This window comes from Kocuria gwangalliensis (genome assembly GCF_039544365.1).
Taxonomy (GTDB): Bacteria; Actinomycetota; Actinomycetes; order Actinomycetales; family Micrococcaceae; genus Kocuria; species Kocuria gwangalliensis.
In genome coordinates, this window is record NZ_BAABLN010000005.1 from 43,098 (window position 1) to 66,878 (window position 23,781).

Genomic DNA, 23,781 nt, shown 5'->3' on the forward strand with positions numbered 1-23,781 from the left:
TCTCAATGACGAGGGCGCTGTCCGACAATCTCGTCGATGACTCCGTATTTCAATGCTTTCTCGGCAGTGAGGATGAGGTCGCGTTCCGTGTCCTTGCGAATCTGTTCCCGAGTTTTCTGCGTGTGCCGCGCAAGGATTTCTTCGAGCATCGTGCGCACACGTTCAATTTCATCGGCTTCGAGAATGAGGTCGGGGATCGCTCCGCGTCCCTCCGCTGCCGGAGCGTGAATAACTACACGCCCGTGAGGCAGTATCGATCTCCCGCCGGGTGTTCCCCCGGCAAGGATGACCGCGGCGGTGGATCCGGCTTCTCCCACACACGTTGTGTACACGTCGCACCGCACGTAATTCATGGCATCGTAAATCGCCAACATGGCGGGGATCGAACCGCCCGGTGAATTGATGTAGAGCTGAATGGGCTGGTCGGGCTTATCAGCTTCCAGGTGGACGAGCTGCGCGATGATGGCGTTGGCCACGCCGTCGTCGATCGCCGTGCCCAGATAGACAATTCTTTCTTCGAGAAGCCTCGAGTACACGTCGACCGTGCGGTCGCCCTGAGGGGTGTGGGTGGTGACGTAGGGGATGGTGTAGGTGCTCATGAGTCTGCTCCTACCCCGGTAGATACGAGGTCCGGCATGATGTCGTCCAATGTCGTCACTACGTGGTCGATGAACCCGTACTCACGTGCCTCTCGGGCGTCAAACCAGCGGTCACGCCGCGAGTCGCGCTCGATCACGTCGCGGTCTTGTCCGGTGTCCTGGGCGACCAGTGAAAGCACGGTGTCGCGGGTATGGCGGAGGTCGTCAGCCTGGATGGCGATGTCCATGGCCGTGCCGGCTATCCCCGATGAGCCTTGGTGGAGCAACACTTTGGAATGTTCCATTGCGTAGCGCTTACCGGGAGTGCCGGAGGATAAGAGGAATTGCCCCGCGCTGTAAGCCATTCCGATGTTGATCGTGGCAACGTCGCAAGGAATGACGCGCATGCAGTCGCGAATCGCGAGCATTCCGGACACCGAGCCACCTGGCGAGTTAATGAGCAATGTGGTGTCGGCTCGGGAATCCTGGGCCGCCAGCAGGATGAGCCCATTACAAAGACGGTTCGAGTTCCACCCTTCCAACGGCTCCCCCAGTAGCAGGATCCGACGCTCGAACAGCTTCCGGTACATTTCTTCGTCAAGTGTGCTCCCGGTCGGAGCAGCAATAGTTTCAGTCATGCGTCAAGCTTGACCGTCAACGCGCCGGCCTCAGCCCTATGCTGCCGTGAGCAGCGCTGCTCACGGCAGCGCCGGAGGCCTTTAACTGGAGTGCTGAACATCTGTGGCAGTGGTTCGCGCCCCAACCGGCGGGTTTCCCTACGATCCTCTGCCAAATATGTCGTCGAGCTCGCGCTGTATCGAGCCCGTTCGGATGATGCGGATGGGCCCTTGCTCGCTTCGGCGGAATTCTTCACCGTGGCCGCGTACATGGCACTGGTCCCCATATTTCTCGGCAGGGCAGGCCTGGGTGTTCTCGCCGTCGCCCTGGACGTCCTGGGTGTAGCGCCGACCAATACCGACGACGCCGCTCCGGTCACCCCATCGAGCAAGGGCCTACCAGTAGCCGCACCGCGGCTCTGACCCCCGACCAGAAACTATGGAACCCGCCGGCACGATTCTGCATAGTTGACAATGAGCGTACAATTTTTTGTACGGAGGTATTCCATGAAGACTATGAATTATTCGGAATCACGGGCTCGCTATGCGGAGGTCTTGGATTCAGTAGTCGACGACCGGGAAGCGGTCATTGTGACTCGCTCTGGCCATGAGCCGGTCGTGATTGTGTCTTTGGCTGAGTACAACTCTCTCAAGGAGACGGCCTACTTGATGCGTTCCCCAGAAAATGCACGACGACTTTTTGATTCGATGGAGGAGCTGGAAGCTGGCCGCGGTACATCACACGACCTTGTGGATGAGAACTGATCGTGAGACTTGTCTGGTCCGAGTCGGCCTGGGAAGAGTACCTATGGTGGCAGCGTCAAGACCGAAAGATCCTCAAACGGATCAACCTCCTCATCCGCGACATTACTCGAAACGGCAATGAGGGAATTGGGAAGCCCGAAGCCTTGCGCTATTACTTCGCGGGATATTGGTCGCGCAGAATCACAGAAGAACATCGTCTCGTATATAAAGTGACGAGCGACGAAGTTTTGATTGCTACATGTATGCACCACTACGGATAGCTTGAGCCGCCTTGGGATCTGATGACCGTCTACGCTACTCCTCACCGGCTCCTCGGTTGAGGAGAACATAGAAGAGCAAACCGGCAGCGATCAAGATTGCAAAAATGATCGATGAAACTATGTCATTGATGACTCCTGAGACCCTCAATAGGAGGGTTCCGATTCCCAGAATGACCAGTGATAGGGCCGGGATAAAAGGTCTGAGAACGACCGGGATGCCATGCTCGGCACCTGAACTCGCCGTCCGTTGATTGGGTTCCATACCTCATGCCATCAGCCGTTGGCCCCTTGCGCAAGAGTCAATGTCGAGTTCTTCCATGAGCGCGCCCGAATTCCCTATCCGGTCGAAGCTCTGACCACGGGCGCCCACAACGGCGTGAGGTCGGCCATTGACCGACAGGACGGGATCAGGCCACCAGCCCGTAGATAATGCCGCTCACGGCCACGAGGCCGGCAACCGTGACGAACACGTTGGAAAGCTTGCCGCGGTAGGGTTCCAACGCCGGGAGCTTGCGGATGGCATACATGGGCATCAGGTAGAGAATAATTGCGATGATCGGACCCGCAATGGACTCGATGAGCGAGAGAATGCTGGGGTTCAGGATGGCGGCCAGCCAGGTGGTCAAAAAGATGAACACGGCAATGGCGATGTTCAGGTTCTTGTCGCTGACGCGAGAGCCGTCACGGTCCACCATGGAGCGCACGATACCCGCGGCGCCCTCGGCTGCACCCAAGTAGTGACCGAAGAAGGATGACGCAATGGCGGCCAGCGCCACCGCCGGGCCAAGGTAGGCGATGAACGGACTGCCGTGCTCATTGGCCAGGTAGGACAGTACCGGCAGGTTCTGATCCTTGGCGGCCTGTAGGCCAGTGGGGCCGAGGGCCAGCACGCAGGACCACACGAAGCCCATGGTGAAGATCACCAGCAACAAGGTGCTGCGCTTCAGCACCGCCGACGCCCGCTCCGACGCCCCGGCGCCGTATTCGCGCTTCAAAGCAACGGAGAACTGCGAGATCGCGGGAGAGTGGTTGAAGGCGAACACCAGCACCGGGATGATTATCCAAATGGACATCGCCAACTCGCCGAACGAGGGCACACCGCCGAAACCCTTGAGGTTCCAGCCGGGGATGAGATACAGGCTCACGCCGAGCAGGATCAGGATCAGCGGGTAGACCAGCCATTGCGTGACGATCAACATGATGCGCTGGCTGGCCAGCATCACCAGCATCATCAGCGCGATCAACAACCCGGAGAGCAACCACCGCGGCACGGACGGCAGTCCCAGCTGGTTGACCATGAGGCTGTCCACGGTGTTGGTGATACCCACCCCGTAGATCAGGACAATGGGGAAGATGGCCAGGAAGTACAGCACGGTGATCACCCGGCCCACCCCCTCGCCGAATGTCTTGCGGGCTACCACGGTGATGTCCTCGCCCGGGACCGGGGATGCGCAGACGAAACGCGAAAGCGCCCGGTGGGACAAATAGGTCATGGGGCCGATGAGGAGGGTCACGATCAACAGTGGCCACAGACCCCCCAGACCGGCATTGATGGGCAGGAACAGGACTCCCGCGCCCACGGCTGTCCCGAAGAGGGAGATGGTCCAGTTCGTCTCAAAGCGTTTGTTGGCTACGCGGCCGGCTCTGTGTATGTCTTCGCGTCGGTCCGTGGCTGTTGTGGCTGAGGAACCGGCGGTGCTTGTCGCCTTGTGGGCTATGTTCGACACGTTGATCTCCGTGCTGTGGGTGCGTGGTGAGCGTGGATGTACTCGTTCTCGTGAACTGGGTCACAACGGTACGTGCGTACGACAGATTTTTCAACAATCCGAAGTAATCTCTTGCGCCGCCCGGACAGTACTGGCCCGCCCGATGGCGCCCGGACGCAGGCGACATCAGGCGTGGCCCGAGCTGCCCCGCACCCCACCCATTGGCCCTCGCCGCCTTACCCGGGGCATATCGACAATCCCTCCCCCTAGCAGTCCTCATGTTGATGAAGTTTCCAGCACAGGGTGGAAGCATCGCACTGCGTTTAACCGAAGTGCACCATCTCCAACATCACCACGGGGGAACTTTCATGGCACCCACCCAAACACCTACCGAAACCCGACAGATCGTCCTGGCCGCGCGCCCGCATGGAACGCCCACGGACGAGAACTTCCGTCTCGAAACTGCCGTACTGCCCACCTTGCAGTCCGGCCAGGTTCTCGTGCAGAACGAGGTCATGTCCGTGGACCCCTACATGCGCGGCCGCATGAACGACACCAAGTCCTACATTCCACCGTTCCAGATCGACGAGCCGCTCGAAGGCGCTGCCGTCGGGACCGTGATCGCATCCGAGTCCGACAGCATCACGGTGGGCGATCATGTCCTGCACTCCCTCGGGTGGCGCGAATTCGCGGTGGTCGACGACGCCGCCGCGACCGTCGTCGATGTCGACGCCGCCGCCGCGTCCAAGTACCTGGGCATCCTCGGCATGCCCGGCCTCACCGCCTACGTGGGGCTCACGGAAATCGCGAAGTTCAAGAAGGGCGACGTCGTGTTCGTCTCGGGCGCCGCCGGCGCCGTCGGCTCGGCCGTGGGCCAGATCGCCAAGGCGCTGGGGGCGTCCAAGGTTATTGGTTCGGCCGGTTCGGCCGAGAAGATTGCCCGCGTGAAGGAATTGGGTTTCGATGAGGCCTTCAACTACAAAGAGGGCGACGTCAACGAGTTACTGCAGAAGGCCGCCCCCGACGGAATCGACGTGTACTACGACAATGTGGGCGGTGATCACCTTCAAGCGGCGATCGGGGCGCTGCGTAAGTATGGGCGCGTGGCGATGTGCGGGGCTATCTCCCAGTACAACGCAACAAAACCGGAGCCCGGCCCGACCAACCTGTTCATGGCGGTCGGCAAAGAGCTGAATTTGCGCGGGTTCATTGTGGGCAACCACTACGACCTGGCCCCCGAGTTCCTTGAGCAGGCCGTCCAATGGTTGCAGGATGGCACCCTGCAGGCCGACGAGACGTTCCGCGACGGCCTGGAAAACGCTCCGCAGGCGTTCATCGACCTGCTCGGTGGCGCGAACACCGGGAAGATGATCGTGCGGTTGTAAACCGACGTTCACCGTGTGCCCCGTCCGTTCCAGGGCGGGGTGCACCTTTTTCTCAGGTCACTTTCAAGCATTCTCAACGGGCTCTAAGTAACCACTCCGTACATTCATGGTCGATACATGAAGCCGCAGAAAGCAGGACTGACCATGAGCCCGATCTTTGGTAAACGCAGCAACCGATCGTACCCGGCCGCCTCCGAGGGAGACCATGGGACGCCTCAAGACCAGAAAACTTTTGAGGGTCGCCCGCTGGACCGGCAGAACGAGGACGTGGAGGACCAAGGTCTCGCCTTCGACCTCGGCACCCTGGTCTCACGACGCCGCGCGTTAGGGGTCTTCGGCGCGGGTGCCAGTGTGTTTGCCCTGGCCGCCTGCTCTTCGAACGCGACGAGCACGAGCAGCCCGTCGGCGTCGGCGTCGTCAGCGGCGTCGTCGGCGAGCGCGACCCCCAGCCCCACGGCGACCTATAACGAGGAAATGCCGGGAGAAACCGCCGGCCCCTACCCCGGGGACGGCTCCAATGGACAGGACGCACTGGAGATCTCAGGGATCGAACGCAGCGACATCACCGCAAACGTCGATGGCGGCACCACCGCGGACGGGGTGCCCATGACGTTGACCATGAACATCGTGGACATGGTCAACAGCAACGGTCCGCTCACCGGCGCGGCCGTGTACGTGTGGCACTGCGACGCGCAGGGAAACTACTCGATGTACTCCGAGGGCCTGGAGGACGCCACCTACCTGCGTGGTGTGCAGGTGGTCGGCGACGACGGCACGGTCACATTCAAAACAATCTTCCCCGGCTGCTACATGGGCCGCTGGGCGCACATCCACTTCGAGGTGTTCCCGGACATCGACTCGATCACGGATGCCGCCAACGCAATCCTCACCTCGCAGATCGCCCTGCCGGAGGACGCGTGTAACACGGTCTACGCGCGCTCCGAGTACAGCGGTTCCGCGGAGGCACTCGCCGCCGTGACTCTCGAGTCCGACAACGTGTTCTCCGACGGATGGGACCTGCAGATGGCCGATGTCACCGGGAACGAGAACAGCGGTTACACCGCGCACATCGATGTCCCCATCGACACGAGCACGGAGCCGTAGGCGGGAGGAGGAATGGGAGCGCCCCCCGCCTGATCCCGAGCCCGCAGCCATCGAGGTCATCGGAGCGCCCGAGAAGGACGACGCCGCCCGCGAAAGTCGCGGGCGGCGTCGCCGTCTATTTCGGGAGAGGTGAGATCAGCCCTTCTTGAGGGTGATCTGCCAGCTGGCCTCGCCCTTCTCGACGAAGTCGGTGACCTCGTGACCGTCGGTGGCGGCCCAGTGCGGGATGGCCTCGGTGGCCTGGGTGCAGTCGAAGTCGATGACCAGGTGGTCGCCGGACTGCAGGGTCTTCATGACGTCCTTGGCCTCGATCAGCGGGAACGGGCAGACCGCGCCCAGCGAGTCGAGGGCGTAGTAGCCCTCGCCCAGATCCTTGAGCTTCTTGGACGGCGCCAGGGTCGGGTCCTTGACCATCAGCGCGGACGGCGCCGCGGCGAAACCGGAGAACGCATGAGTGTTCCGCGGGCTCTTGGACGGGGTCGCGTCAATGGAGTTGCCGGACGGGTTCTCGTTGGAGATGTTGTGGTCCAGGCTCTCGGACGTGGAGTAGGTCTCGGTGTCCTGAGCTGCGGCGGCGGGCTGCGCAGCGGAAGGCTTGAGCCACAGCTTGGTGCCCGCGCCAACACCCAGGGCGATGAACAGCAGAGCGATCCAACCCTGGAAGCTGAACAGGCTGGTCTCGACCATGCCGTTACCCACGGTGCAGCCACCGGCCAGCGCCGCGCCAATACCCATCAGCACACCGCCGACGACGGCGCGCACGGTGGTCTTGGCATCGGCCACACGGATACGGAATTCGCCGGTGGCCTTGGCCGCAATGAAAGAACCGATCAACAGACCGAGCACCAGCAGGGTGCCCCAGTTCATGAACTTTGCATCGCCGGTGGTGATGAAGTCCACGGTGTGAGCGGACGGGGTGGTGATGCCCAGACCACCGTTGCGACCGGCGGCTGCGGACAGCGGCCAGGCGATGACGCCCAGCAGGCCGATCATTCACGCGGCGTTGTACACGTGCAGCGGGCGCTTCCAGGCCGGACGATTGTTGAGGCGCGCCGGCTTGGGGCTGCCGGCTTCACGGATCATGAAGCGGCGAACCATGATGCCGGTGAACACAGCCAGTGCGATCGCGAAGATCCACGGAGAGATCCCGAGTGCCGCCGGGATGGTGGTCAAACCGGTGTCCCAGCTGGTCATCCAGGAATTGAAGCCGTCCAGCATGCCGCCCTTCATGGCGGACGCGGACAGCGCATACATGGCCAGCGCCACCCACGAACCCACCAGGCCTTCGCCCGAGCGGTACCAGGTGCCGGAGGCGCAACCGCCGGCCAGGATGATGCCGATACCGAACATGAAACCACCGATGATCACGGCCGCCGGGGCGAACGTGCTGTACTCGGGGGCAATCACGCCCAGACTCGTGAGAGCCGCGAGCCCAATGGCGTGAACGGAAATCACGATGAGCAGCGCCGCGAACGTGCGCCACGACTTCTGCAGGAAGATGTCCCGCAGCATGCCGGTGACACAGAACCGACCGCGCTGCATCAGATGCCCAGCACGGCGCCGACAATCAGACCGGTAAGAATCATGTAGTGAACCTGATTTTCAGTAGATGAGGAGGGTCAGAACGCGCAGTCTCGTTCCGAGGATCGCCATCAAGTAAACAGGGGGCGCTCCGGTCGGGTCGAGGGGGTTGCAACAAACCGTCATATTCAGGTTTCCCCCAACGCCTGGGGGTAGTGGGGATCACGCGGGAATCTCGCTCGTGTCGACATCGAAGTACCGGGACAGGACCCGTGCGATGCCCTCGTCGTTGTTGGAGGTGGTCACCAGGTCGGCCGCTGCCTTGGCCTCGGGGATGCCATTGCCCATGGCAACGCCCAGGCCTGCGGTGCGCAGCATCTCGATGTCATTGCCGTTGTCCCCGAACGCCATGACGCGGGACAACGGGATGTCCTGGGCCTGGCAGTAGTCGGTGATGGCGGAGCCCTTGTTAACCCCGGCGGCGGTAGCTTCCAAATACAACGGTGAGGAGTACGCGAGCTCGACTTGCTCGCCGTAATCCCGGGTGAGCTCGTCCAGCAGCGGATCGGTCACGTCCCGCTCACCCACGAAGAGCACTTTGGTGGGTTCCACGGCCAGCTCCGACAAGTCCGCCACGTCGCGGATGGTCAGGTCATTGCCCGCGGCCTCGTGCTGCGCGTGGGTGTCGGCCGAGTCCTCGACCAGCAGCTGATCGTCATGCGGGATCATGACCATGACATGGTGCTTCTTAGCCGTGGCGATCAGCGCCCGGGTGACGTCCAGCGCCATGGGGTGACGTGCGATTTCGCGGTTCGTGGCCTGATCCACCACGATCGAGCCGTTCATCCCCGCGAGCACCAGGTCCTGGCCCAGGGTCAGTTCACTCGCCAGCAGTTTCAACCCGGGAATGGGGCGCCCCGAAGCCAACATGATGCGCGTTCCGGCCGCGCGCATGGCCTCGAAGGCACGCCGAGTTCCCTGTTCGAGGTCCCTGGCGCTGTTCAGCAAGGTGCCGTCCATGTCGAAGGCGACGAGTTGGTAATCGGGGGACATGATTCGTTCTCCTGTTGGGTTTAAGTCGATTGGCTCGCGCCGGGCGGACGGGGAGTCCGCTCACGCTGACCCGGCTCAACCCTAGTCAGCTCGACCCCGTACTCAGAACGTCAGGACCAGCCGCCCCCGCACGCCGCCCTCCTGCAAACGCCGGTGGGCTTCCGTCGCCTGGGCGGCGGGCAACGTGTCGGCCACCTCCAGGGTCACGACGCCGCTCTCCACCAGTTCGCGCAGTGCGTCCAGTTTCTCGCCGTGGTGGTATTCGTCGCCCACCCACACGCGGTGGAAGGTCAGGTCACTGTCCTCTGGTCCTTGCCAGAAGCGCACCGTGGCGAATCCTCCCCCGGAGCGAACTGCCGGTATGGCAATCTCATTCATCACCGCGGCATCAACCAGTCCATCCACACCGTCCGGGTAGATCTCGCGCACCTTGTCCGCGAAATCATCGCCTCGCTCCACCACGTGATCGGCGCCGAAGGCGACCACGCGCTCGCGGTCCTTCGCGGCGGCGTCGGCGATCACCGTGAGCCCCTGGAGCTTGGCCAGTTGAATAACGTAACCGCCCAGGGTTCCTGCCGCTCCGGTGACGGCCAGCACCTGACCGGGTTCGAGCGCCAATTTCTCCAACGCCTGCGTGGCGGTGAGCCCGTTCATGGGCAACGTGCTGGCTTCTTCCAGCGATCGACCTTGCGGGATCCGGGCCAGGGAGTCCGCATCCGCGACAAGGTATTGCGCGTACGCGCCACCGTGGCCCCGCAGCGGGATGGCGATCGCCATGACCCGATCACCGACCGACCACGGGGACGTGTCCAGATCAGCGGTGGGCTCGCCGACCTCGTCGATCACGCCCGCCGCATCCATCCCCGGTACGTGCGGGGCGGGCAGTTGCGCGGGAGCGCCGTTACCCTGACGCGTCTCCGTGTCCGTGGGGTTGACCGCCGCGGCCTTCACCGCGATCCGAACTTCTCCGGGCCCGGCATGAGGCTCCGGGACATCGTGGACGTCGAGAGCCTCGGGCCCTCCGAATTCTGTAAATCCAATGACTCGCATACTTACGTTAACGACTCAGGTCGGCAGGAATTCCTGCGGGACACCTCGTGTGCCACGGGTCTACGCTCGAACCATGGGTATCCAACGAATGGACAACGTGGCCATCGTGGTCAGGGACCTGGACGGCGCCGTCGACTTCTTCACCGAACTGGGCATGGAGCTGGAGGGGCGCACGCCCATCGAGGGGCTCTTTGCGGATCAAACCGTGGGCCTCCATGGGATCCGCAACGAGATCGCCATGATGCGCACTCCGGACGGGCACGGCCGGGTGGAGCTGACCACCTACCACTCCCCCGACGTGATCACACCGGACCCGCTCGCGCCAGCACCCAACACCGTGGGGCTGCACCGCATCATGTTCGCGGTCGACGACATCGACGACACCATCACCCGCCTACGCGCCCACGGAGCCGAGCTCCTCGGTGAGGTCAGCAACTATGAAAATGTCTACCGCCTCTGCTATCTCCGCGGACCGGAGGGCATCATTGTGGCGCTGGCGGAGCAGATCGGCTGACTGTTACTGCCGCGCTCGGGTGGGCGACGGCGCCCCGGGCCGGATGACGCCGTGAGCTTGAACCTGTCTCAGATCTCGCGTCCGCCGACATTCCAGTCCGTAAAAATGCACTTCAGCGGCCTGATCAGGCATTAGTCGGGACTGGAATGTTCAGCGATGGCGACTCATGCCAGGTCCGTACCCGTTTCTCGCATACCCAGCGCCCATACCTCTTCAGCGCCCACGGTAGAGCGCCCGCGCCGCGAAACTTCCTGGGCCTGCGGCTTACCCTTCCACTTCATGAACCCGTCCGGGCCGATGTAGCTCAGCGGCGGATGGTTTCCGACAGCCGCCTCGGCAAGGGGTAGAGCACCATCTGCGGCGGGCTGAGAGAACGGTGACGTGACCTTCACGATCGCCCGGTCCAAGAATCCACTCCCCGTGACATTCTGAAGTCCCGTGGCCGCCCAACCCGGATGCGCAAGTGTCACCAGCACCTGAGAGCCGATCCGCTCCTGCAATGCCCGGGCCCACAGCATGTCGCACAGCTTGGACTGCGAGTAGGCGGTCAACGGGTTCCATCGGCGCCTGCGGAAATGCGGATCAGCCACGTCAACTCGCCCCACCTTGTACGAGTCCGACCCCGTAATCACAATGCGCTCCCGCACCCGATCGGCGATCAAGTTGGTCAGTGCAAACGGGCCCAGAAAGTTGGTGCCGAGCAGCATCTCGAAACCGTCCGCCGTCTCGCGCCGCTTCGGCGACACAGCGCCGGCGTTATTCACGAGCACGTCGATATCGGTGGTCAACGAGCTGGCGAACCGACTCACGGACTCCAGATCCGCAAGATCCATGCTCGGAGTCTCGATACTTCCCGAGCATCCACCAGCAGCCGCGACTAACGACGCCGCTCTCTCCCGATTCCGCGCCGGAGCCACTACCGTTCCCCCAGCAGCAGCCACCGCGAGCGCCAGCTCCTTACCAATCCCACTGGTCGCTCCGGTGATGAGCCACGTGCGCTCAGATTGGCCGGGGAGTTCGAGTGCAGTCAGAGGTCTTGGATCCATGTCTTAAAGGTAGGCGCGCCAAGCCGCATCCTGGCTATTGGTCATGTCCCGTCGGAGGCGGTTAGCGCCGGCGTTGACGAGATGGCCTCACGGTTTTGGTTCGAGTAATCGAAAACCCCGGCGAACGCTTTCCCTGTATGCCGCGGGAAGATTGGGCGGGAGGTCGTCCACATCGAACCACTGCAATGTGACGTGTTCTTCGCTTATTACCAGCTGCCCCGCAGAAGAAACTTCAGCTGCGTACACCACGAGGGCGACCTTCTTATTCGGTACTGGCTCGAAGAGCGTTGCATCCGCAAGGTGAAGGGCGTCGACCACCAACCCCGTTTCCTCGCGGACTTCGCGGCGAGCTGTCTCTTGGAGCGACCCATCATCGGCCGACGGCCAGCCACCGACCAATTCCCACTCATCGCGGGAGTTCAGTGCGAGTAGTGTCCTGGCGCCGTCGAAAATCGTGACCTTCACGCTGACGTGAACGAAGTACCAACCCGTCTCGGCATCGATCATGTGCGCTCCTCCAAGCGTTGCCGCAGGCGATGTAAACCTTGTTCGATGAACTGCAGATATCCGTTCCGTTTTAATACCTGCAGAGTCAGCTCACCCGCCTCGAGATGAGTCCAGGCGCCGGCCACGCGGCCCATACGCAGACACCCGTCCCCCGCATTCAAGTGCAGACTCGGCGCGAATCCTTTGGCGCTGGGAACACCGATTGGGGCTAGATCGGCATCAGAAACATGAGCGAATTCGGCGAGCGCACGCTCATCCCACTCGACTTCAGCGGCAACGTTGAGCTGCAGGTCAGCCAGGTAGTGCGCGATGACGCAACGCTTCGAGTGATCGGACGACGTCGTGTCAGACCAGCACTCGCGCAGCGCCTTTTCTCCGAGCTCACGGTGACCGCTCAACGCCAGCTCAACAGCCCCCAGAACTGCACTCCACTCGGTCATTGACTCAGTATCCCCTCCATCCGCGCCACGGATCCGCAATCTGGTCGACGTTGCGGCCCTCGGGGCCGGGTCGCTGCAATCTGATCGACAGTCGAGCCACGGAACCCGGTTTTCGGGGTCGTTACGTCGACCAAGATGCAGACCTCTGGGTAATGAGGGTCTTTAGGTCGATCAGAGTGCAGAGCGCTAAGCCGTCATGGTTCTACCATCGATCAGCGCGCCAACGTGGAAGAGATGACGGGTCTAACGTGCATCGGATGGCGGCGACTGGTCTCCACGCGCATCGTACCGGCGATCGAACTCGTCCGTGAGCGCATGTATAGCGGCCACTCCCACACCCATCACTACTCTGGGATACGGTACGCGCAGTTTGCGTAGTCCATGCTCGGCGGCACCGTCGAGCCAGAATGAGAACCGGAACAATCCGTAGGTTGCCGCACCAACACCTGCGGCGACCCCAATCCGCGCCACAGGGTTTCCGCCAATCTTCTCGACATCGGACTCCTCGGCATCCTCCTGTCCCGAGCCGGTCTTATTCGGCTTTAGCCCCTGAAGCTTCGGCACCGCACCGGGAACGGCGAGTAACGCAAACATTCCCGCCGCCGACCCCCGAGTCAGCGTTTAACGCAACCACGCCGGGTACTTACGCGCGGGAATGAGAGTGAATGCGCCGCCAGCCACCGCCTGGATCCAGAGGTTCTTGGTACTGGTCATGTTCGTCTCAGCCATGCTTCCACCTTAGAAGCCGTACCTTGATGACGCGGTCAGCCCTCAGCGGCGACGGCCAACGACGCCGCTCGGTCGAGCTTCGGGGGTCTCATCTCCGTCGCGAACAGCCTCCCGAACCGGTCCGCCGCACCTCCCCGAACACCCGCAGCAGATCCGCCGCCACACTCACCGCGATGGCCGCAGGCTCCTTACCGGGGATGCCCGGCACACCGATGGGGCACGAGATCCGGCTGATGGCGGCGTCGTCGTGGCCCTCGTCGCGTAAGCGCTTGCGGAAACGCGACCATTTGGCGGATGACCCGATCAACCCCACCATGCCCAGGTCACCGCGACGCAGGGCCGTGTCGCACAGGATGAGATCTTCCGAGTGGTCATGGCTCATGATCAGCACGTGCGCGCCGGCCGGCAGCTCGGCAAGCGTGGTTTCCGGCGCGGGGCTGTGGTGGAGGTGGACCTGAGCGGTTCCCTCCAAAACGTCCGCGAACCGGTCAGGATTCAGTTGCTCGGCCCGGCTGTCCACCAGATGCACCGTCACGGGAAATCGAGACAGCACCCGCGCCAGCTCGTACCCCACGTGCCCCACGCCGAAGATCGCAACCGTGGGCCGGGCCCGCAGCGGCTCGAGCAGCACGCTGACCACGCCGCCGCAGCACTGTCGGCTGTGCTTCACGGTGGCGTGCTCGTTGAGCGAGAACGTCAGGGTCTCGGGCTCGGAACTGCCCGCCGCGAGCATGGCCCGGGCACGTTCAATCACGGTCGCCTCGAGGTTCCCGCCGCCCACGGTGTCCCACGTGCCTGATTCGCTTACGACCATCTTGGCCCCGGCCTCCCGAGGCGCGTGCCCGCGCACCTCGATCACCGTGATCAGCACGCCCGCGGTGCCCTCGCCGCGTAAGTGCTGCAGCGCGTCCAACCAGTCCATGTCAGGAGTCCACGTCAGATCTGCAGCCGTCAGCGCCCGGTCGCGGCGGCGGCATCCGGAAAATCCCCGGACGCGGACGCGGCCGCCGACACCGCGTCGTTAGCCGGTCCGGCCACGGTCGCCGACGCCGGCCCGGCCACGTCCTCGCGCGCACCCCGAGAGTGAGAATCGCCGCCCTCCGCGTGCGCCCTTCGCGCATCCTGAACCGCCCAGAACACGGCCTCGGGCGTGGCCGGGCTGGCCAGCCGAACGCTGTGCCCCTCCGGCCCGAACGCCGCCGCGGCCTGTCGTAGCGCCTCGCGCACGCTGAACGCCAGCATCAACGGCGGCTCGCCCACGGCCTTGGACCCGTAGACCACACCGCTCTCGGTGGCCTTCTCGAACAGGTGCACGTTGAACTCTTCCGGCATCTCCGAGAAGCTCGGCAGCTTGTACGTGCTCGCGGCCTGGGTGGTCAGACGACCGCGGGAGGGACCGTCGGACTCGTCCCAGCGCAGTTCCTCCAGCGTGAGCCAACCGGCGCCCTGCACGAAGCCACCCTCGATCTGCCCGATGTCGATCAGCGGGGACAGGCTGTCGCCCACGTCGTGCACGATGTCCGTGCGCAACATCCGGTACGCACCGGTGAAGCCGTCCACCTCGACCTCGGTCACCGAAGCGCCGTAGGAGAAGTACTTGAACGGCTCCCCCTGCATCCGGTCCGCGTCCCAGTGCAGCCCCTCAGTGCGGTAGTAACCGGCGGCCCACAGGGAGATCCGCTGGAAGTACGCATCGTGGGCCAGCTCGGCAAAGGGCATCTCCCGGCCGTGGAAACCGATGCCGGTGACCGTGCCGTCGACGAACCGCACGTCGTCGGGATGAATGTTGAACTTACGCGCCGCCACGTCTGCCAGCCGGTCGCGGATCTGCTCACACGCGTTCTTGACCGCGCCGCCATTGAGGTCCGCACCGGAACTGGCCGCGGTGGCGGAGGTGTTGGGCACCTTGTCCGTGCGGGTGGGCGCCAATCGCACGGTCTCCAGTGGCACGCCCAGCGCGGTGGCCGCGACCTGCCGCATTTTGGTGTGCAGCCCCTGCCCCATTTCGGTGCCGCCGTGATTGATGAGCACGGAACCGTCCCGGTACACGTGCACGAGCGCGCCGGCCTGGTTGAACGCGGTGAGGTTGAACGAGATGCCGAACTTCACCGGAGTCACCGCGAGCGCGCGGCGGGTATCGGGGTGGGTTGCGTTGAAGTCTTCAATGTCACGACGCCGCCCCCGCACGTCCGCGCGCTGGTGCACCTGCCCCCAGATCTCGGCCAAGCGCTCCGCGTGGCGCACGGGTTGCCCGTAAGGCGTGCTCTGGCCCGACACGTAGAGGTTGCGGGCACGCAGTTCCGTGGGATCCAGGCCGAGCAACGGTGCGTAACGACCCAGGATCTCCTCGATCACCAACATGCCCTGCGGCCCGCCGAACCCGCGGAAGGCGGTCTGCGATGTCTTGTTCGTCTTGGCAACCCGACCATGGACCTCCACGTTCGGGATCCAGTAGGCGTTGTCGATGTGACACAGCGTCCGCTGCATCACCGGCTCCGAAAGATCCAGGCTCCACCCGCCGTCGCTGGTGACGGTGGCGCGCAGCGCTTGGAGGCGACCGTCTTCGTCGAAGGAGACCTCCCAGGACGCATGGTAGGGGTGACGCTTGCCGGTGATCGTGATGTCCTGATTACGCGTCAGCCGTAAGCGGACCGGCCGCCCGGTGAGCGTGGCACCCAGCGCGGCGATCGCGGCAAAACCATGCGGCTGCATTTCCTTGCCGCCAAAGCCACCGCCCATGCGCAGGCACTGCACCGTGACGTCATGGTTGTCCAAGCCCAGCACGTGCGCCACGATTTCTTGCGTCTCACTCGGGTGCTGGGTGCTGCACTGGACGAACACCTGCCCGCCCTCGTCCACGTACGCGAAGGACGCGTGGGTTTCCAGGTAGAAGTGCTCCTGCCCGCCGAACTCGAACTCTCCACTGTAGCGGTGGGTCCCGTTGGCCAGGCCGGTTTCGACGTCGCCGCGGCTCACCGTGGGTTGGCGGCCCTGGAAACTGCCGGCCGCAATCGCTTCCGTGAGCGTGATCAGGGACGGTAGCGGTTCGTACTCGACGTCGATTGCTTCCGCGCCGAGGCGCGCGGCTTCCAAGCTCTCTCCCAAGACCCAGCACACGGCGTGGCCGTGGAACATGACTTCGCTGGGAAACAGGGGTTCGTCCTCCTTGATACCGACGTCGTTGATGCCCGGAACATCCTCAGCGGTGAGAACCCGGGCCACGCCGGGCACCTCGAGGGCGGGGGCGACGTCCAGGGACGTCACCCGCGCGTGGGCGTGCGGGGCCTGCAGCGGCCAAGCATGGAGCACGTTCTGATGACGAACGATGAGGTCGTCGGTGTAGAGCGCGGACCCCGTGGCGTGTTCGGCACCGTGCTCGTGAGCCACGGCCACACCGACCACCGGGTTCTCGGGGCGTTCTGCGAGGGATTTCATCGGGTTACCTCCTGAGCCTGAACGGGCTGTTCCTGTGCCCAGAACTTGAGCAGGGATTGTTCGAGCATGGCCGAGCGGTAGCGGGCGCTGGCTCGCATGTCGTCGATCGGGGTGCCCTGCCGGGCCAAAAGGGCGGCGGCATTGACCGCGGTTTCGCGGGTCCACGGCTGACAGATCAGGGCTTCCTCCACCTCGCGTGCACGAATCGGGGTGGCGGCCACACCGCCCAGGCCGATGCGCGCGGAAGTGATTGCGGCGGCGTCGTCGACCTGAATCGCTACGGCCACGGCCACGCTGGAGATGTCGTCGAAGCGGCGCTTGGCAATCTTGTAGAACGCGGCGTGGTTGGCGAGCGGCAGCGGGATGCGGACGGCGCGGATGATTTCATCCGGGCAGCGGACGCTTTCGCGGTAGCCGGTGTAGTACTCGACGAGCGGGACCTCGCGTTCCCCGCCCTTGGAAGCGAGCACCACGGAGGCGCCGAGCGCGAGCAGCACCGGGGCGGAATCGCCAATGGGTGAGCCGGTGCCCAGGTTGCCGCCGAACGTGGCCGCGTTGCGGATCAGGCGGGACGCGAATTGCGGGAAGAGTTGGTCGAGCAGTGGCACGCGGCCGGCCAGTCCACGTTCGACCTCGGACAGGCTCAGCGCGGCACCGATTTCGATCCGGTCGTCGCCGACCTCCAGCGTACGCAGTTCGTCGAGGCGATCCACGGCCAGCACCACGGGCGGGCGGGCGTGGCGGATGTTGACCTCCACGCCGAGGTCGGTGGCTCCGGCGACCAGGCGCACTTCCTGCTCCCGGTCGCGCGCTTGTTCGAGGTGGTCGAAGAGTTCGTCCAGGTCAGCGGGGCGGACAAAGCGTGCGCCGGTGGTGTCGATGCGGGTGCAGCTCGGTTTCGGGGCGGGTTCTTCTTGCCGACGCCGCAGCAGGTCCGTCTCCGCGGGCTCGCCCAACGCGTACGCGGCGTCCCGGATGGGGCGGTAACCGGTGCAGCGGCAGAGGTTGCCGCTCAGGGCATGCAGGTCAAAGCCGTTGGGCCCGCATTCGTGATCCGCGGCGTGCTCCTCGCCCTGCACGTCCGTGCCGGTTTGCTCATGGTCCGGGGCGTCCGCGGGGCTGCGTTCGGGGCGGTAGTACTCCGCGGCCATCGCACACACGAAGCCGGGGGTGCAGTAGCCGCACTGGGATCCGCCGCGGGTGGCCATTTCCCGCTGCACCGGGTGCAGTTGCCCGGGGCCGCGGGGGCCGGGGGCGGTGCCGAGGCCTTCGGCCGTGACGACTTCCTGGCCGTCGAAGGCGACGGCGGGCGGCAGGCACGCGTTGACGGAAGTCCAGCGGGCGCGGTCCTCGCCGTCCGGCCGTGCCACCAGCACTGCACAGGCACCGCATTCGCCTTCCGCGCAACCCTCTTTGGCACCGGTCAGCCCCTGATCGCGGAGGAAATCGAGCAAACGGGTGTGGGAATTGACGCCGTCGAAGCCGCGTTCGTGGCCGTTAATGGTTAACCGGATCTCGCTCATGGCGCTGAACTCCTCGTGACAAGCCACTGGCTGCGACGTGGAGTGGATCGATCCTCAGCTGTACCGGGAGCTTTCTGGCGCCGAGCCAGTGCATTTCTTGGTTGCTCGCCCGGTAGATAGTCCGATGCCGGACCCGCCGTAGGCTGCTATAAATGTAAGCCAGTTCACAGTGGGGGTGCAAGGCGCGGGGTGGGGTCAGGCAAGGTCTAGTTGGTCGACCACCGCTGTCACTCGTGCGCGTTGCTGCTCGTTCAACCCCTGGATCGGCAACGGCAGACACTTCTCAAGCACCAGACCCAAGTATTCGGCAATCGCGGCGACCACGCGCAGACTGCCGAACTCCGCGTTGAGTTCCCACAGCGGTGCGAGGCGGGCGGATTCCTCGGTGGCTTGCTGGGACTCGTCGTTCTGGGCCAAGCGCGTCAGCTTCACGGCCAGCTCCGGCAGGGTCCCACCGATCACCGAATACCAGGCATCGCACCCGGCTTTCAGACCGCCGACGGCGCTCTGGTCGCCCGAGATCCCAATGGTCATGTTCGCGGGGATGACGCTTCGGATCTCCTGCACCCGCTTCTGGGCTTCGGCGCTATTGGACGGCAGAGCGGGAATCTTGATGGACGCGATCCCCGGCAACTGTGCAATGCGGGCGTACAGGTTAATGGTGAACGTGAAGTGCGTGGTCCCGGGGTTGTCGTAAACGATGACCGGCAGCTCCGTGTGCTCGGTGACGGCGCGGAAGAGCTCGAACACGTCGTTCTCAGTCAGAGCTTGGTAGCTCATGGGGGCGAGCAGGAGGGCCGAGGCACCGGCGTGGGCGGCGTCGTCGGCGTGTGCCAGCACGTGGGAGGTGCGCAGCGCGCCGATGCCCACGAACACCGGCACGTTGCCCGCGTGCTCGACGGCCAAGTGCGCGACTCGCCCGCGTTCCTCGCGGCTGAGGTACGCGTAGGAGCCCGTGGAACCGAGGGCGGTGATGGAGTCGACGCCGGCGGCCGCGAGACGCGTAATCAGGCCTCTGTATGCATTTTCATCGACCTGGTCATTATGGAGCGGGGTGAGCGGGAAAGCACTGAGTCCGGTGAACATGGGGGCCCTTTCGTTGCTCTCACCAGTGTGCCCCTACCCGGCGGCCACCCACGGTGGATGTCATGAGTTCGACACCACGTCTCACAACGGAAGAGTGTCAAAAACGTCCTATATTGGTACGCTTTTGACATGCAGACCGGCACCTACTTGGACCAGCTACGCGAGATAGCCCTTGATCAGCATGGCCTGGTCACAACGTCTCAGGCAGCCGAGGAGGGCGTTCCCCCGGTCGAGTTGAGAAAGATGCTTTCCCGGGGACGCGTGGAACGAGCTGCCCATGGCGTCTATCGCATTCCTCAGACCCCCTCCTCCGCTAATGACCAATATCAACTCGCCGTGCTGTGGACTGGCGATCCGAATGCCTGCCTGTCCCATGAGTCTGCGCTAGAGGCCTGGGACATCACAGACATCATTCCCAACCAGATCCACGTGACCATTCCACGGCACCGACGGGTGCGCCGAAAAGGAGGGGAAGGATACATCCTTCACCACAACGACCTGCGCCCCCACCAAAAGACCTGGTGGGAGGGAATCCCAATTACCACGGTGCCGACTACCATCGAGCACTGCATAACCACAGGTACGCAGACCTACCTGATCAAGCAGGCGCTAGAACGCGGCGCTCGTACGAGCTTGCTTCCCGCGAGCCATGTGGGCCACCTCGCGCAGCTACTTGAGGAGCGCGACTTTGCGGCATGAAGTGGAGAATCTAGGGACGCGGTTGGGTGAGCTCAAGCCAAAGACTAAGCCTCCCGCGACCTCTCGGGTGCTCGCTCAGTGGATCGAGAAGGCGCAGGAAACGCTGGGCGAACGAGGCCAACGCCTCGGGTGGTTGGTTGCCTCAACCTTGGTCTCCGCAGCCCTCCAGCGCGTAGTGGACGGATCAGGAACTCCCTCCTTCCTGCTCAAGGGTGGGACGCTGCTGCAGTATCGTCTGCCCGCTCCTTCACTCACCACCAAGGACGTCGACGGACTAATTAGAGGAGACATCGACGAGTTTCTAGCACGCCTGGACGAGGCATTTGCCGAACCATTAGGACCATTCGCATTGGAACGCGGCGAGGTGGCAATAGTTCCGGTACCGAACCGCGTCGTGAAACCCCGACGCTTCTACGTACTCCTGAAGATGCGCGGCCAGACTTGGCGACGTATCCAAGTAGAGATCGCCGCAAACGAAGGGGGTGCTGGCAACAATCCCGAGAAGATCCCTGCGCCGACTTTGAAGGGATTCGGGCTCCAGTCCGCCCCCGACATCTTCAGCCTGGCCATGAACTACCAGATTGCACAGAAGATCCACGCCGTCACCGACCCCCACGACCCGCCACAATTCATAAACGACAGGGCACGGGACATCGTTGACCTGGTACTCCTGCGCAACCTGCTCAAGGAGACCGGCGCGCCGACTGACACGCAGATTCTGGCCGCCGTTCTGGACGTGTTCCGGGTTCGGAAAATCGAGTCCGAAGCGATGGGGACCCCCACCCGGCAGTGGCCGACTCGGGTCGTTGCACACGCCCACTGGAAGGAGAGCTACGCTGCCGCCGCACAAGCCACAGAGCTTGAGCTGAGCATGGATGAGGCAGTCACACAGCTCAACGAATGGCTCGACTCTGTTGAGAACGCAATCCAGACATAGCTCGGTAGGAGGGCCCGACGACGCCGTTCCATGCGGCGTCGTCGTCCTTGTCGTGGGGCAAAGAGTCGGGGCCTTACCCACCGATCCCGACCACCGCGATCATCACGGGCACGATGGTGACAATGAGGATCACGCCCAGGATGTCGAAGAAGATACCGGTGCGGATCATGCGCGTGATGGGCACGGCGCCGGTGCCGTAGACGATCGCGTTCTGCGGGGTGGAGACCGGGAGCATGAACCCGAAGGATGCGGCAAAGGTAGCGGCCATGGCCGGCACGAACGGGTCGACCCCCATGGCCTGGCACAGCGGAATCACGATCGGCACGATCACCGCCGCAGACGCCGTGTTGGAGGTGGTCTCCGAGATCAGCACGGCCAGCACCGCGGAGAACACGGTAATCGTCGCGACGTTGGTGATGTTCAGATTTTCGGATGCCCCGGTGCCAATGGTTTCCGCCAGGCCGGTGTCCGCGAGCAGCGAACCGAAGATGATGCCGGTGCCGAACAGGAGGATGGTTCCCCAGTCGATCTTGGCGGCGTCGGACCAGGTGAGAGTCGCTTCACGTTTCTTCCAATTGGTGGGCAGGATGAACAGCAGGGACGCGCCCAAAACGGCCACGATGCCCTCGTCGAGCCGGTCATCCACAAAGATGTAGGCCTCGGATTCGGTGCCACCGATCAAGCTGACGACCGCCGGAAGCAACCAGAGAGTCACCGTGAAACCGAACGCGACCAGCGTGTTCTTCTCGGCCCGAGACATGGGCCCCTGTTCTTCCCGATGCTGACGGACGTATTCCTCCACGCCCTCGATCTGGCGAATCTCGGGCCTGTTGAGCAGGACCATGATGATGGCCAGCACAATGAACATGGCCAGGCAGACCGGGAAGGCGATGGCCATCCACTGGGCAAAGGAAATACGGGTGCCGGTGGCTTCCTCAATGAGGCCGCGGCCGATCAGGTTGGGTGGGGAGCCGACCGGGGTCAACAGACCACCCACGCTGGCGCCGTAGGCGAGCATGAGCAACAGGGCCGCGCCCACGCGCAGTCGCAGCGGGTCGAAGTTGGCCTTGACCACCCCGCGGTCCTGCATCATCTCGGCAATAACCGCCAGGATGCCCAGCGCGGTGGGCATGAGCATGGCCACGGTGGCGGTGTTGGAGACGAACGCGGAGAGAATGCACGTGATCACGCCGAACGCAATGATGATCCGGTACGTGGATCTACCGACTCCCGGCAATGACAGCACCGCGAGCGCGAGCCGCTGGGCGATACCGTGTTTAAGCATTGCGGCAGCCAGGATGAACGCTCCGATGAACGTGAAGATCGTCGTCGAGCCGAACGGCGCCAGGACGTCCCCGGCCGGGGCCACGCCAAGTATCACCACCGCCGCCACCCCTATGAGACCACCCACCGGAATGGGTACGGGCTCGCAGATCCAGAGGATGATCACACCCAGCAGCACGGCGGCCAGGATGTGCTGGTTCCGTTCCAGGTTCAGCGGCAGCAGCGCGAAAATGATGGCGACGGCCGGGGCCAGGAACAGCCCCGTGGTCTGGCGCGCGCGTTCGAACTTTTCTTCTCGCGGGGACAACGTCTGTTCGCTGAGACTGCGGAAGGTCTTGCCACCCAGCAGGGCGGAGCGCACGTCGGTGCGCTGTGGTGAGCGGGCGGTTTCGGCGGACTCGGATTCCTGGGTGGTCATGGCGAAAGCCTTTCGTCGCAAATCATTGCGGGATGAACACACCATGCGCCTGTGGCTTGCATCACGTCCAAGGCTCGTTATCTACTGAACGCATAGGTAAAACCAATGGGTGAGGGGTGTGATGCGTGGATGTCAGGCAGCTGACCTACTTCCTGGCAGTGGTTGATCGCGGCGGGTTCACTCGCGCCGCGGAGCACCTGATCATTGCCCAACCCTCGCTGTCGCAAACGATCAAGGGTCTGGAGCGAGAGCTCGGCGTCTCACTGTTTCATCGCATCGGGCGGCGAGTGGTGCTCAGCAAAGCCGGACACGAACTGCTCGGCCCCGCCCGACTCGTGGTGCGGGATCTGGAGGCGGCCCGCAGCGCCGTCGACAATGTGCGCGGGGTGCGCAGCGGACGGCTGGACATGATCGCGATGCCCTCCCCCGGGATCGAGCCGCTGACCGCGATGATTGCCACGTACGCGCGCGCCCACCCGGCCGTGACGCTGAACGTGGACGCAGCCTTCACCGCCGAGGAGGTTCTCGATTCCGTGCGCACCGGCGGCGCGGAAATCGGCATCCTGGGCACCAAAGTCCCCTTCCGCTCCGGGGACGTGAAGGTCCTACACCTCGAACAGCAGCCCCTGGTGCTCATCGTGGCCCCGGGGACAGACGCTTTCGACGGCTCGGACACCATTGACCGCGATGACCTGGCCGGGCATCGGATTGTGGCCTCGCAGCAGGGGTCGCTCATGCGCCTGATGGTCGACGACACCCTGGCCCACGGCGTGCCCCTGCAGATCGTCGCGGAGGTCGCCCACCGCACCTCCGTGCTGCCCCTGGTCCTGGCCGGGGTGGGGCACGCGGTCATGCCGTCCTCGTGGACGCCACTCGCGCACCAGGCCGGTCTGCGCGTGGTCCAGATTTCGCCGACGACGCCGCTGCACGTGGCCGCGATCAGCCGCCCCGAGCACGTGACACCGGCCGCCAGTGCATTCTTAGAGGTGGCGCAGGAGCATGCGGCTCGCGCTGGCGGGGATCGAGCGCTGGCCGGTGAGCCAACCGATCAATAGGTACAGCCTATTTAGGGAATGAAAAAACAGTCTTGGACCTATGTGCTGTCCGAGCGCTCTACTTGAGGA

The 23,781-nt window shown here is 63.8% G+C and carries 23 protein-coding genes and 1 pseudogene; 9 read left to right on the forward strand and 15 right to left on the reverse strand.

Translation table 11 applies throughout. The annotated features are described in order from the left end of the window. Window positions 1-2: 2 nt before the first annotated feature. Entirely contained in the window at window positions 3-599 is a 597-nt protein-coding gene (locus ABEA06_RS02665) for a ClpP family protease (protein WP_303383602.1), read from the reverse strand. Continuing rightward, entirely contained in the window at window positions 596-1,216 is a 621-nt protein-coding gene (locus tag ABEA06_RS02670; protein WP_303383601.1) for a ClpP family protease, read from the reverse strand. Before ABEA06_RS02670 ends, ABEA06_RS02665 begins: the two co-directional genes overlap by 4 nt. A gap of 210 nt (window positions 1,217-1,426) precedes the next feature. On the opposite strand from ABEA06_RS02670, the gene ABEA06_RS02675 reads away from it, so the two are divergent. The 3 genes from ABEA06_RS02675 (at window position 1,427) to ABEA06_RS02685 (ending at window position 2,220) form a co-directional block, all read left to right on the forward strand. Next, window positions 1,427-1,618 carry a hypothetical protein gene (locus ABEA06_RS02675; RefSeq protein WP_303383600.1) on the forward strand — a complete coding sequence of 64 codons (192 nt, stop codon included), beginning with the start codon at window positions 1,427-1,429 and terminating at the stop codon, window positions 1,616-1,618. Between the two features lie 84 nt (window positions 1,619-1,702). Next, on the forward strand, window positions 1,703-1,960 hold the full coding sequence (locus ABEA06_RS02680) for a type II toxin-antitoxin system Phd/YefM family antitoxin (protein WP_345310487.1): 258 nt from the start codon (window positions 1,703-1,705) through the stop codon (window positions 1,958-1,960). 2 nt (window positions 1,961-1,962) lie between these two features. Continuing rightward, on the forward strand, window positions 1,963-2,220 hold the full coding sequence (locus ABEA06_RS02685) for a Txe/YoeB family addiction module toxin (protein WP_345310488.1): 258 nt from the start codon (window positions 1,963-1,965) through the stop codon (window positions 2,218-2,220). A 407-nt stretch (window positions 2,221-2,627) separates the two neighbouring features. Here the strand turns inward: ABEA06_RS02685 and ABEA06_RS02690 are convergent, their stop codons facing one another. Then, complete coding sequence (locus ABEA06_RS02690) at window positions 2,628-3,938, reverse strand: SLC5/6 family protein (RefSeq protein ID WP_425559485.1); 1,311 nt, start codon at window positions 3,936-3,938, stop codon at window positions 2,628-2,630. A 356-nt stretch (window positions 3,939-4,294) separates the two neighbouring features. On the opposite strand from ABEA06_RS02690, the gene ABEA06_RS02695 reads away from it, so the two are divergent. Together ABEA06_RS02695 and ABEA06_RS02700 are read left to right on the forward strand one after the other, a co-directional pair. After that, window positions 4,295-5,311 carry an NADP-dependent oxidoreductase gene (locus ABEA06_RS02695; RefSeq protein WP_345310489.1) on the forward strand — a complete coding sequence of 339 codons (1,017 nt, stop codon included), beginning with the start codon at window positions 4,295-4,297 and terminating at the stop codon, window positions 5,309-5,311. Between the two features lie 144 nt (window positions 5,312-5,455). Beyond that, window positions 5,456-6,415, forward strand: coding sequence for an intradiol ring-cleavage dioxygenase (locus ABEA06_RS02700; protein ID WP_345310490.1), 960 nt, complete (start codon window positions 5,456-5,458; stop codon window positions 6,413-6,415). 135 nt (window positions 6,416-6,550) lie between these two features. Here ABEA06_RS02700 and ABEA06_RS14525 read toward each other — a convergent pair whose 3' ends face one another. From ABEA06_RS14525 to ABEA06_RS02720, 4 genes and pseudogenes are all read right to left on the reverse strand, one after another. Beyond that, the gene (locus ABEA06_RS14525; protein WP_303383545.1) at window positions 6,551-6,784 is read right to left on the reverse strand and encodes a sulfurtransferase TusA family protein; all 234 of its coding nucleotides are present in this window, start codon (window positions 6,782-6,784) and stop codon (window positions 6,551-6,553) included. A gap of 312 nt (window positions 6,785-7,096) precedes the next feature. After that, a pseudogene (locus ABEA06_RS02710) lies at window positions 7,097-7,957 on the reverse strand (YeeE/YedE family protein); the annotation flags it as partial. Window positions 7,958-8,158: 201 nt separating this feature from the next. Continuing rightward, entirely contained in the window at window positions 8,159-8,989 is an 831-nt protein-coding gene (locus ABEA06_RS02715) for a Cof-type HAD-IIB family hydrolase (RefSeq protein ID WP_345310491.1), read from the reverse strand. A gap of 102 nt (window positions 8,990-9,091) precedes the next feature. Then, on the reverse strand, window positions 9,092-10,039 hold the full coding sequence (locus ABEA06_RS02720; RefSeq protein WP_303383822.1) for a quinone oxidoreductase family protein: 948 nt from the start codon (window positions 10,037-10,039) through the stop codon (window positions 9,092-9,094). Window positions 10,040-10,112: 73 nt separating this feature from the next. On the opposite strand from ABEA06_RS02720, the gene ABEA06_RS02725 reads away from it, so the two are divergent. Further along, window positions 10,113-10,553, forward strand: a complete 441-nt coding sequence (locus ABEA06_RS02725) for a VOC family protein (protein WP_345310492.1) — start codon at window positions 10,113-10,115, stop codon at window positions 10,551-10,553. Window positions 10,554-10,717: 164 nt separating this feature from the next. Here the strand turns inward: ABEA06_RS02725 and ABEA06_RS02730 are convergent, their stop codons facing one another. The 7 genes from ABEA06_RS02730 to ABEA06_RS02760 form a co-directional block, all read right to left on the reverse strand. Continuing rightward, window positions 10,718-11,599, reverse strand: a complete 882-nt coding sequence (locus ABEA06_RS02730) for an SDR family NAD(P)-dependent oxidoreductase (RefSeq protein ID WP_345310493.1) — start codon at window positions 11,597-11,599, stop codon at window positions 10,718-10,720. 87 nt (window positions 11,600-11,686) lie between these two features. Further along, the gene (locus tag ABEA06_RS02735) at window positions 11,687-12,106 is read right to left on the reverse strand and encodes an NUDIX domain-containing protein (protein WP_345310494.1); all 420 of its coding nucleotides are present in this window, start codon (window positions 12,104-12,106) and stop codon (window positions 11,687-11,689) included. After that, window positions 12,103-12,546 carry a hypothetical protein gene (locus tag ABEA06_RS02740; RefSeq protein WP_345310495.1) on the reverse strand — a complete coding sequence of 148 codons (444 nt, stop codon included), beginning with the start codon at window positions 12,544-12,546 and terminating at the stop codon, window positions 12,103-12,105. The genes ABEA06_RS02735 and ABEA06_RS02740 overlap by 4 nt, the downstream gene beginning before the upstream one ends. An 817-nt stretch (window positions 12,547-13,363) precedes the next feature. Next, window positions 13,364-14,197: a xanthine dehydrogenase accessory protein XdhC gene (xdhC, locus tag ABEA06_RS02745; protein WP_345310496.1), complete on the reverse strand. Its 834-nt coding sequence runs from the start codon at window positions 14,195-14,197 to the stop codon at window positions 13,364-13,366. 29 nt (window positions 14,198-14,226) lie between these two features. Beyond that, window positions 14,227-16,710: a xanthine dehydrogenase molybdopterin binding subunit gene (gene xdhB / locus ABEA06_RS02750; RefSeq protein WP_345310497.1), complete on the reverse strand. Its 2,484-nt coding sequence runs from the start codon at window positions 16,708-16,710 to the stop codon at window positions 14,227-14,229. Then, window positions 16,707-18,233, reverse strand: a complete 1,527-nt coding sequence (locus ABEA06_RS02755; protein ID WP_345310498.1) for a xanthine dehydrogenase small subunit — start codon at window positions 18,231-18,233, stop codon at window positions 16,707-16,709. Before ABEA06_RS02755 ends, xdhB begins: the two co-directional genes overlap by 4 nt. 195 nt (window positions 18,234-18,428) lie before the next feature. After that, complete coding sequence (locus ABEA06_RS02760) at window positions 18,429-19,319, reverse strand: dihydrodipicolinate synthase family protein (RefSeq protein ID WP_345310499.1); 891 nt, start codon at window positions 19,317-19,319, stop codon at window positions 18,429-18,431. 129 nt (window positions 19,320-19,448) lie between these two features. On the opposite strand from ABEA06_RS02760, the gene ABEA06_RS02765 reads away from it, so the two are divergent. Beyond that, window positions 19,449-20,018 (forward strand): type IV toxin-antitoxin system AbiEi family antitoxin domain-containing protein, encoded by a 570-nt coding sequence (locus ABEA06_RS02765; protein ID WP_345310500.1) that lies wholly within the window; start codon window positions 19,449-19,451, stop codon window positions 20,016-20,018. A 22-nt stretch (window positions 20,019-20,040) separates the two neighbouring features. Then, on the forward strand, window positions 20,041-20,955 hold the full coding sequence (locus ABEA06_RS02770) for a nucleotidyl transferase AbiEii/AbiGii toxin family protein (RefSeq protein ID WP_345310501.1): 915 nt from the start codon (window positions 20,041-20,043) through the stop codon (window positions 20,953-20,955). 73 nt (window positions 20,956-21,028) lie between these two features. Here the strand turns inward: ABEA06_RS02770 and ABEA06_RS02775 are convergent, their stop codons facing one another. After that, window positions 21,029-22,657 (reverse strand): SLC13 family permease, encoded by a 1,629-nt coding sequence (locus ABEA06_RS02775; RefSeq protein ID WP_345310502.1) that lies wholly within the window; start codon window positions 22,655-22,657, stop codon window positions 21,029-21,031. Between the two features lie 125 nt (window positions 22,658-22,782). Between ABEA06_RS02775 and ABEA06_RS02780 the strand changes: the two genes are divergently transcribed. Beyond that, window positions 22,783-23,712, forward strand: a complete 930-nt coding sequence (locus tag ABEA06_RS02780) for a LysR family transcriptional regulator (protein WP_345310503.1) — start codon at window positions 22,783-22,785, stop codon at window positions 23,710-23,712. Window positions 23,713-23,781 lie beyond the last annotated feature (69 nt).

Bases quoted from the DNA above. Each gene is read 5' to 3' on its own strand.
- ABEA06_RS02665 (WP_303383602.1), bottom strand. From the start codon at position 599: ATGAGCACCTACACCATCCCCTACGTCACCACCCACACCCCTCAGGGC.
- ABEA06_RS02670 (WP_303383601.1), bottom strand. From the start codon at position 1,216: ATGACTGAAACTATTGCTGCTCCGACCGGGAGCACACTTGACGAAGAA.
- ABEA06_RS02680 (WP_345310487.1), top strand. From the start codon at position 1,703: ATGAAGACTATGAATTATTCGGAATCACGGGCTCGCTATGCGGAGGTC.
- ABEA06_RS02695 (WP_345310489.1), top strand. From the start codon at position 4,295: ATGGCACCCACCCAAACACCTACCGAAACCCGACAGATCGTCCTGGCC.
- ABEA06_RS02700 (WP_345310490.1), top strand. From the start codon at position 5,456: ATGAGCCCGATCTTTGGTAAACGCAGCAACCGATCGTACCCGGCCGCC.
- ABEA06_RS02715 (WP_345310491.1), bottom strand. From the start codon at position 8,989: ATGTCCCCCGATTACCAACTCGTCGCCTTCGACATGGACGGCACCTTG.
- ABEA06_RS02720 (WP_303383822.1), bottom strand. From the start codon at position 10,039: ATGCGAGTCATTGGATTTACAGAATTCGGAGGGCCCGAGGCTCTCGAC.
- ABEA06_RS02725 (WP_345310492.1), top strand. From the start codon at position 10,113: ATGGGTATCCAACGAATGGACAACGTGGCCATCGTGGTCAGGGACCTG.
- ABEA06_RS02730 (WP_345310493.1), bottom strand. From the start codon at position 11,599: ATGGATCCAAGACCTCTGACTGCACTCGAACTCCCCGGCCAATCTGAG.
- ABEA06_RS02735 (WP_345310494.1), bottom strand. From the start codon at position 12,106: ATGATCGATGCCGAGACGGGTTGGTACTTCGTTCACGTCAGCGTGAAG.
- ABEA06_RS02740 (WP_345310495.1), bottom strand. From the start codon at position 12,546: ATGACCGAGTGGAGTGCAGTTCTGGGGGCTGTTGAGCTGGCGTTGAGC.
- xdhC (WP_345310496.1), bottom strand. From the start codon at position 14,197: ATGGACTGGTTGGACGCGCTGCAGCACTTACGCGGCGAGGGCACCGCG.
- xdhB (WP_345310497.1), bottom strand. From the start codon at position 16,710: ATGAAATCCCTCGCAGAACGCCCCGAGAACCCGGTGGTCGGTGTGGCC.
- ABEA06_RS02755 (WP_345310498.1), bottom strand. From the start codon at position 18,233: ATGAGCGAGATCCGGTTAACCATTAACGGCCACGAACGCGGCTTCGAC.
- ABEA06_RS02760 (WP_345310499.1), bottom strand. From the start codon at position 19,319: ATGTTCACCGGACTCAGTGCTTTCCCGCTCACCCCGCTCCATAATGAC.
- ABEA06_RS02765 (WP_345310500.1), top strand. From the start codon at position 19,449: ATGCAGACCGGCACCTACTTGGACCAGCTACGCGAGATAGCCCTTGAT.
- ABEA06_RS02775 (WP_345310502.1), bottom strand. From the start codon at position 22,657: ATGACCACCCAGGAATCCGAGTCCGCCGAAACCGCCCGCTCACCACAG.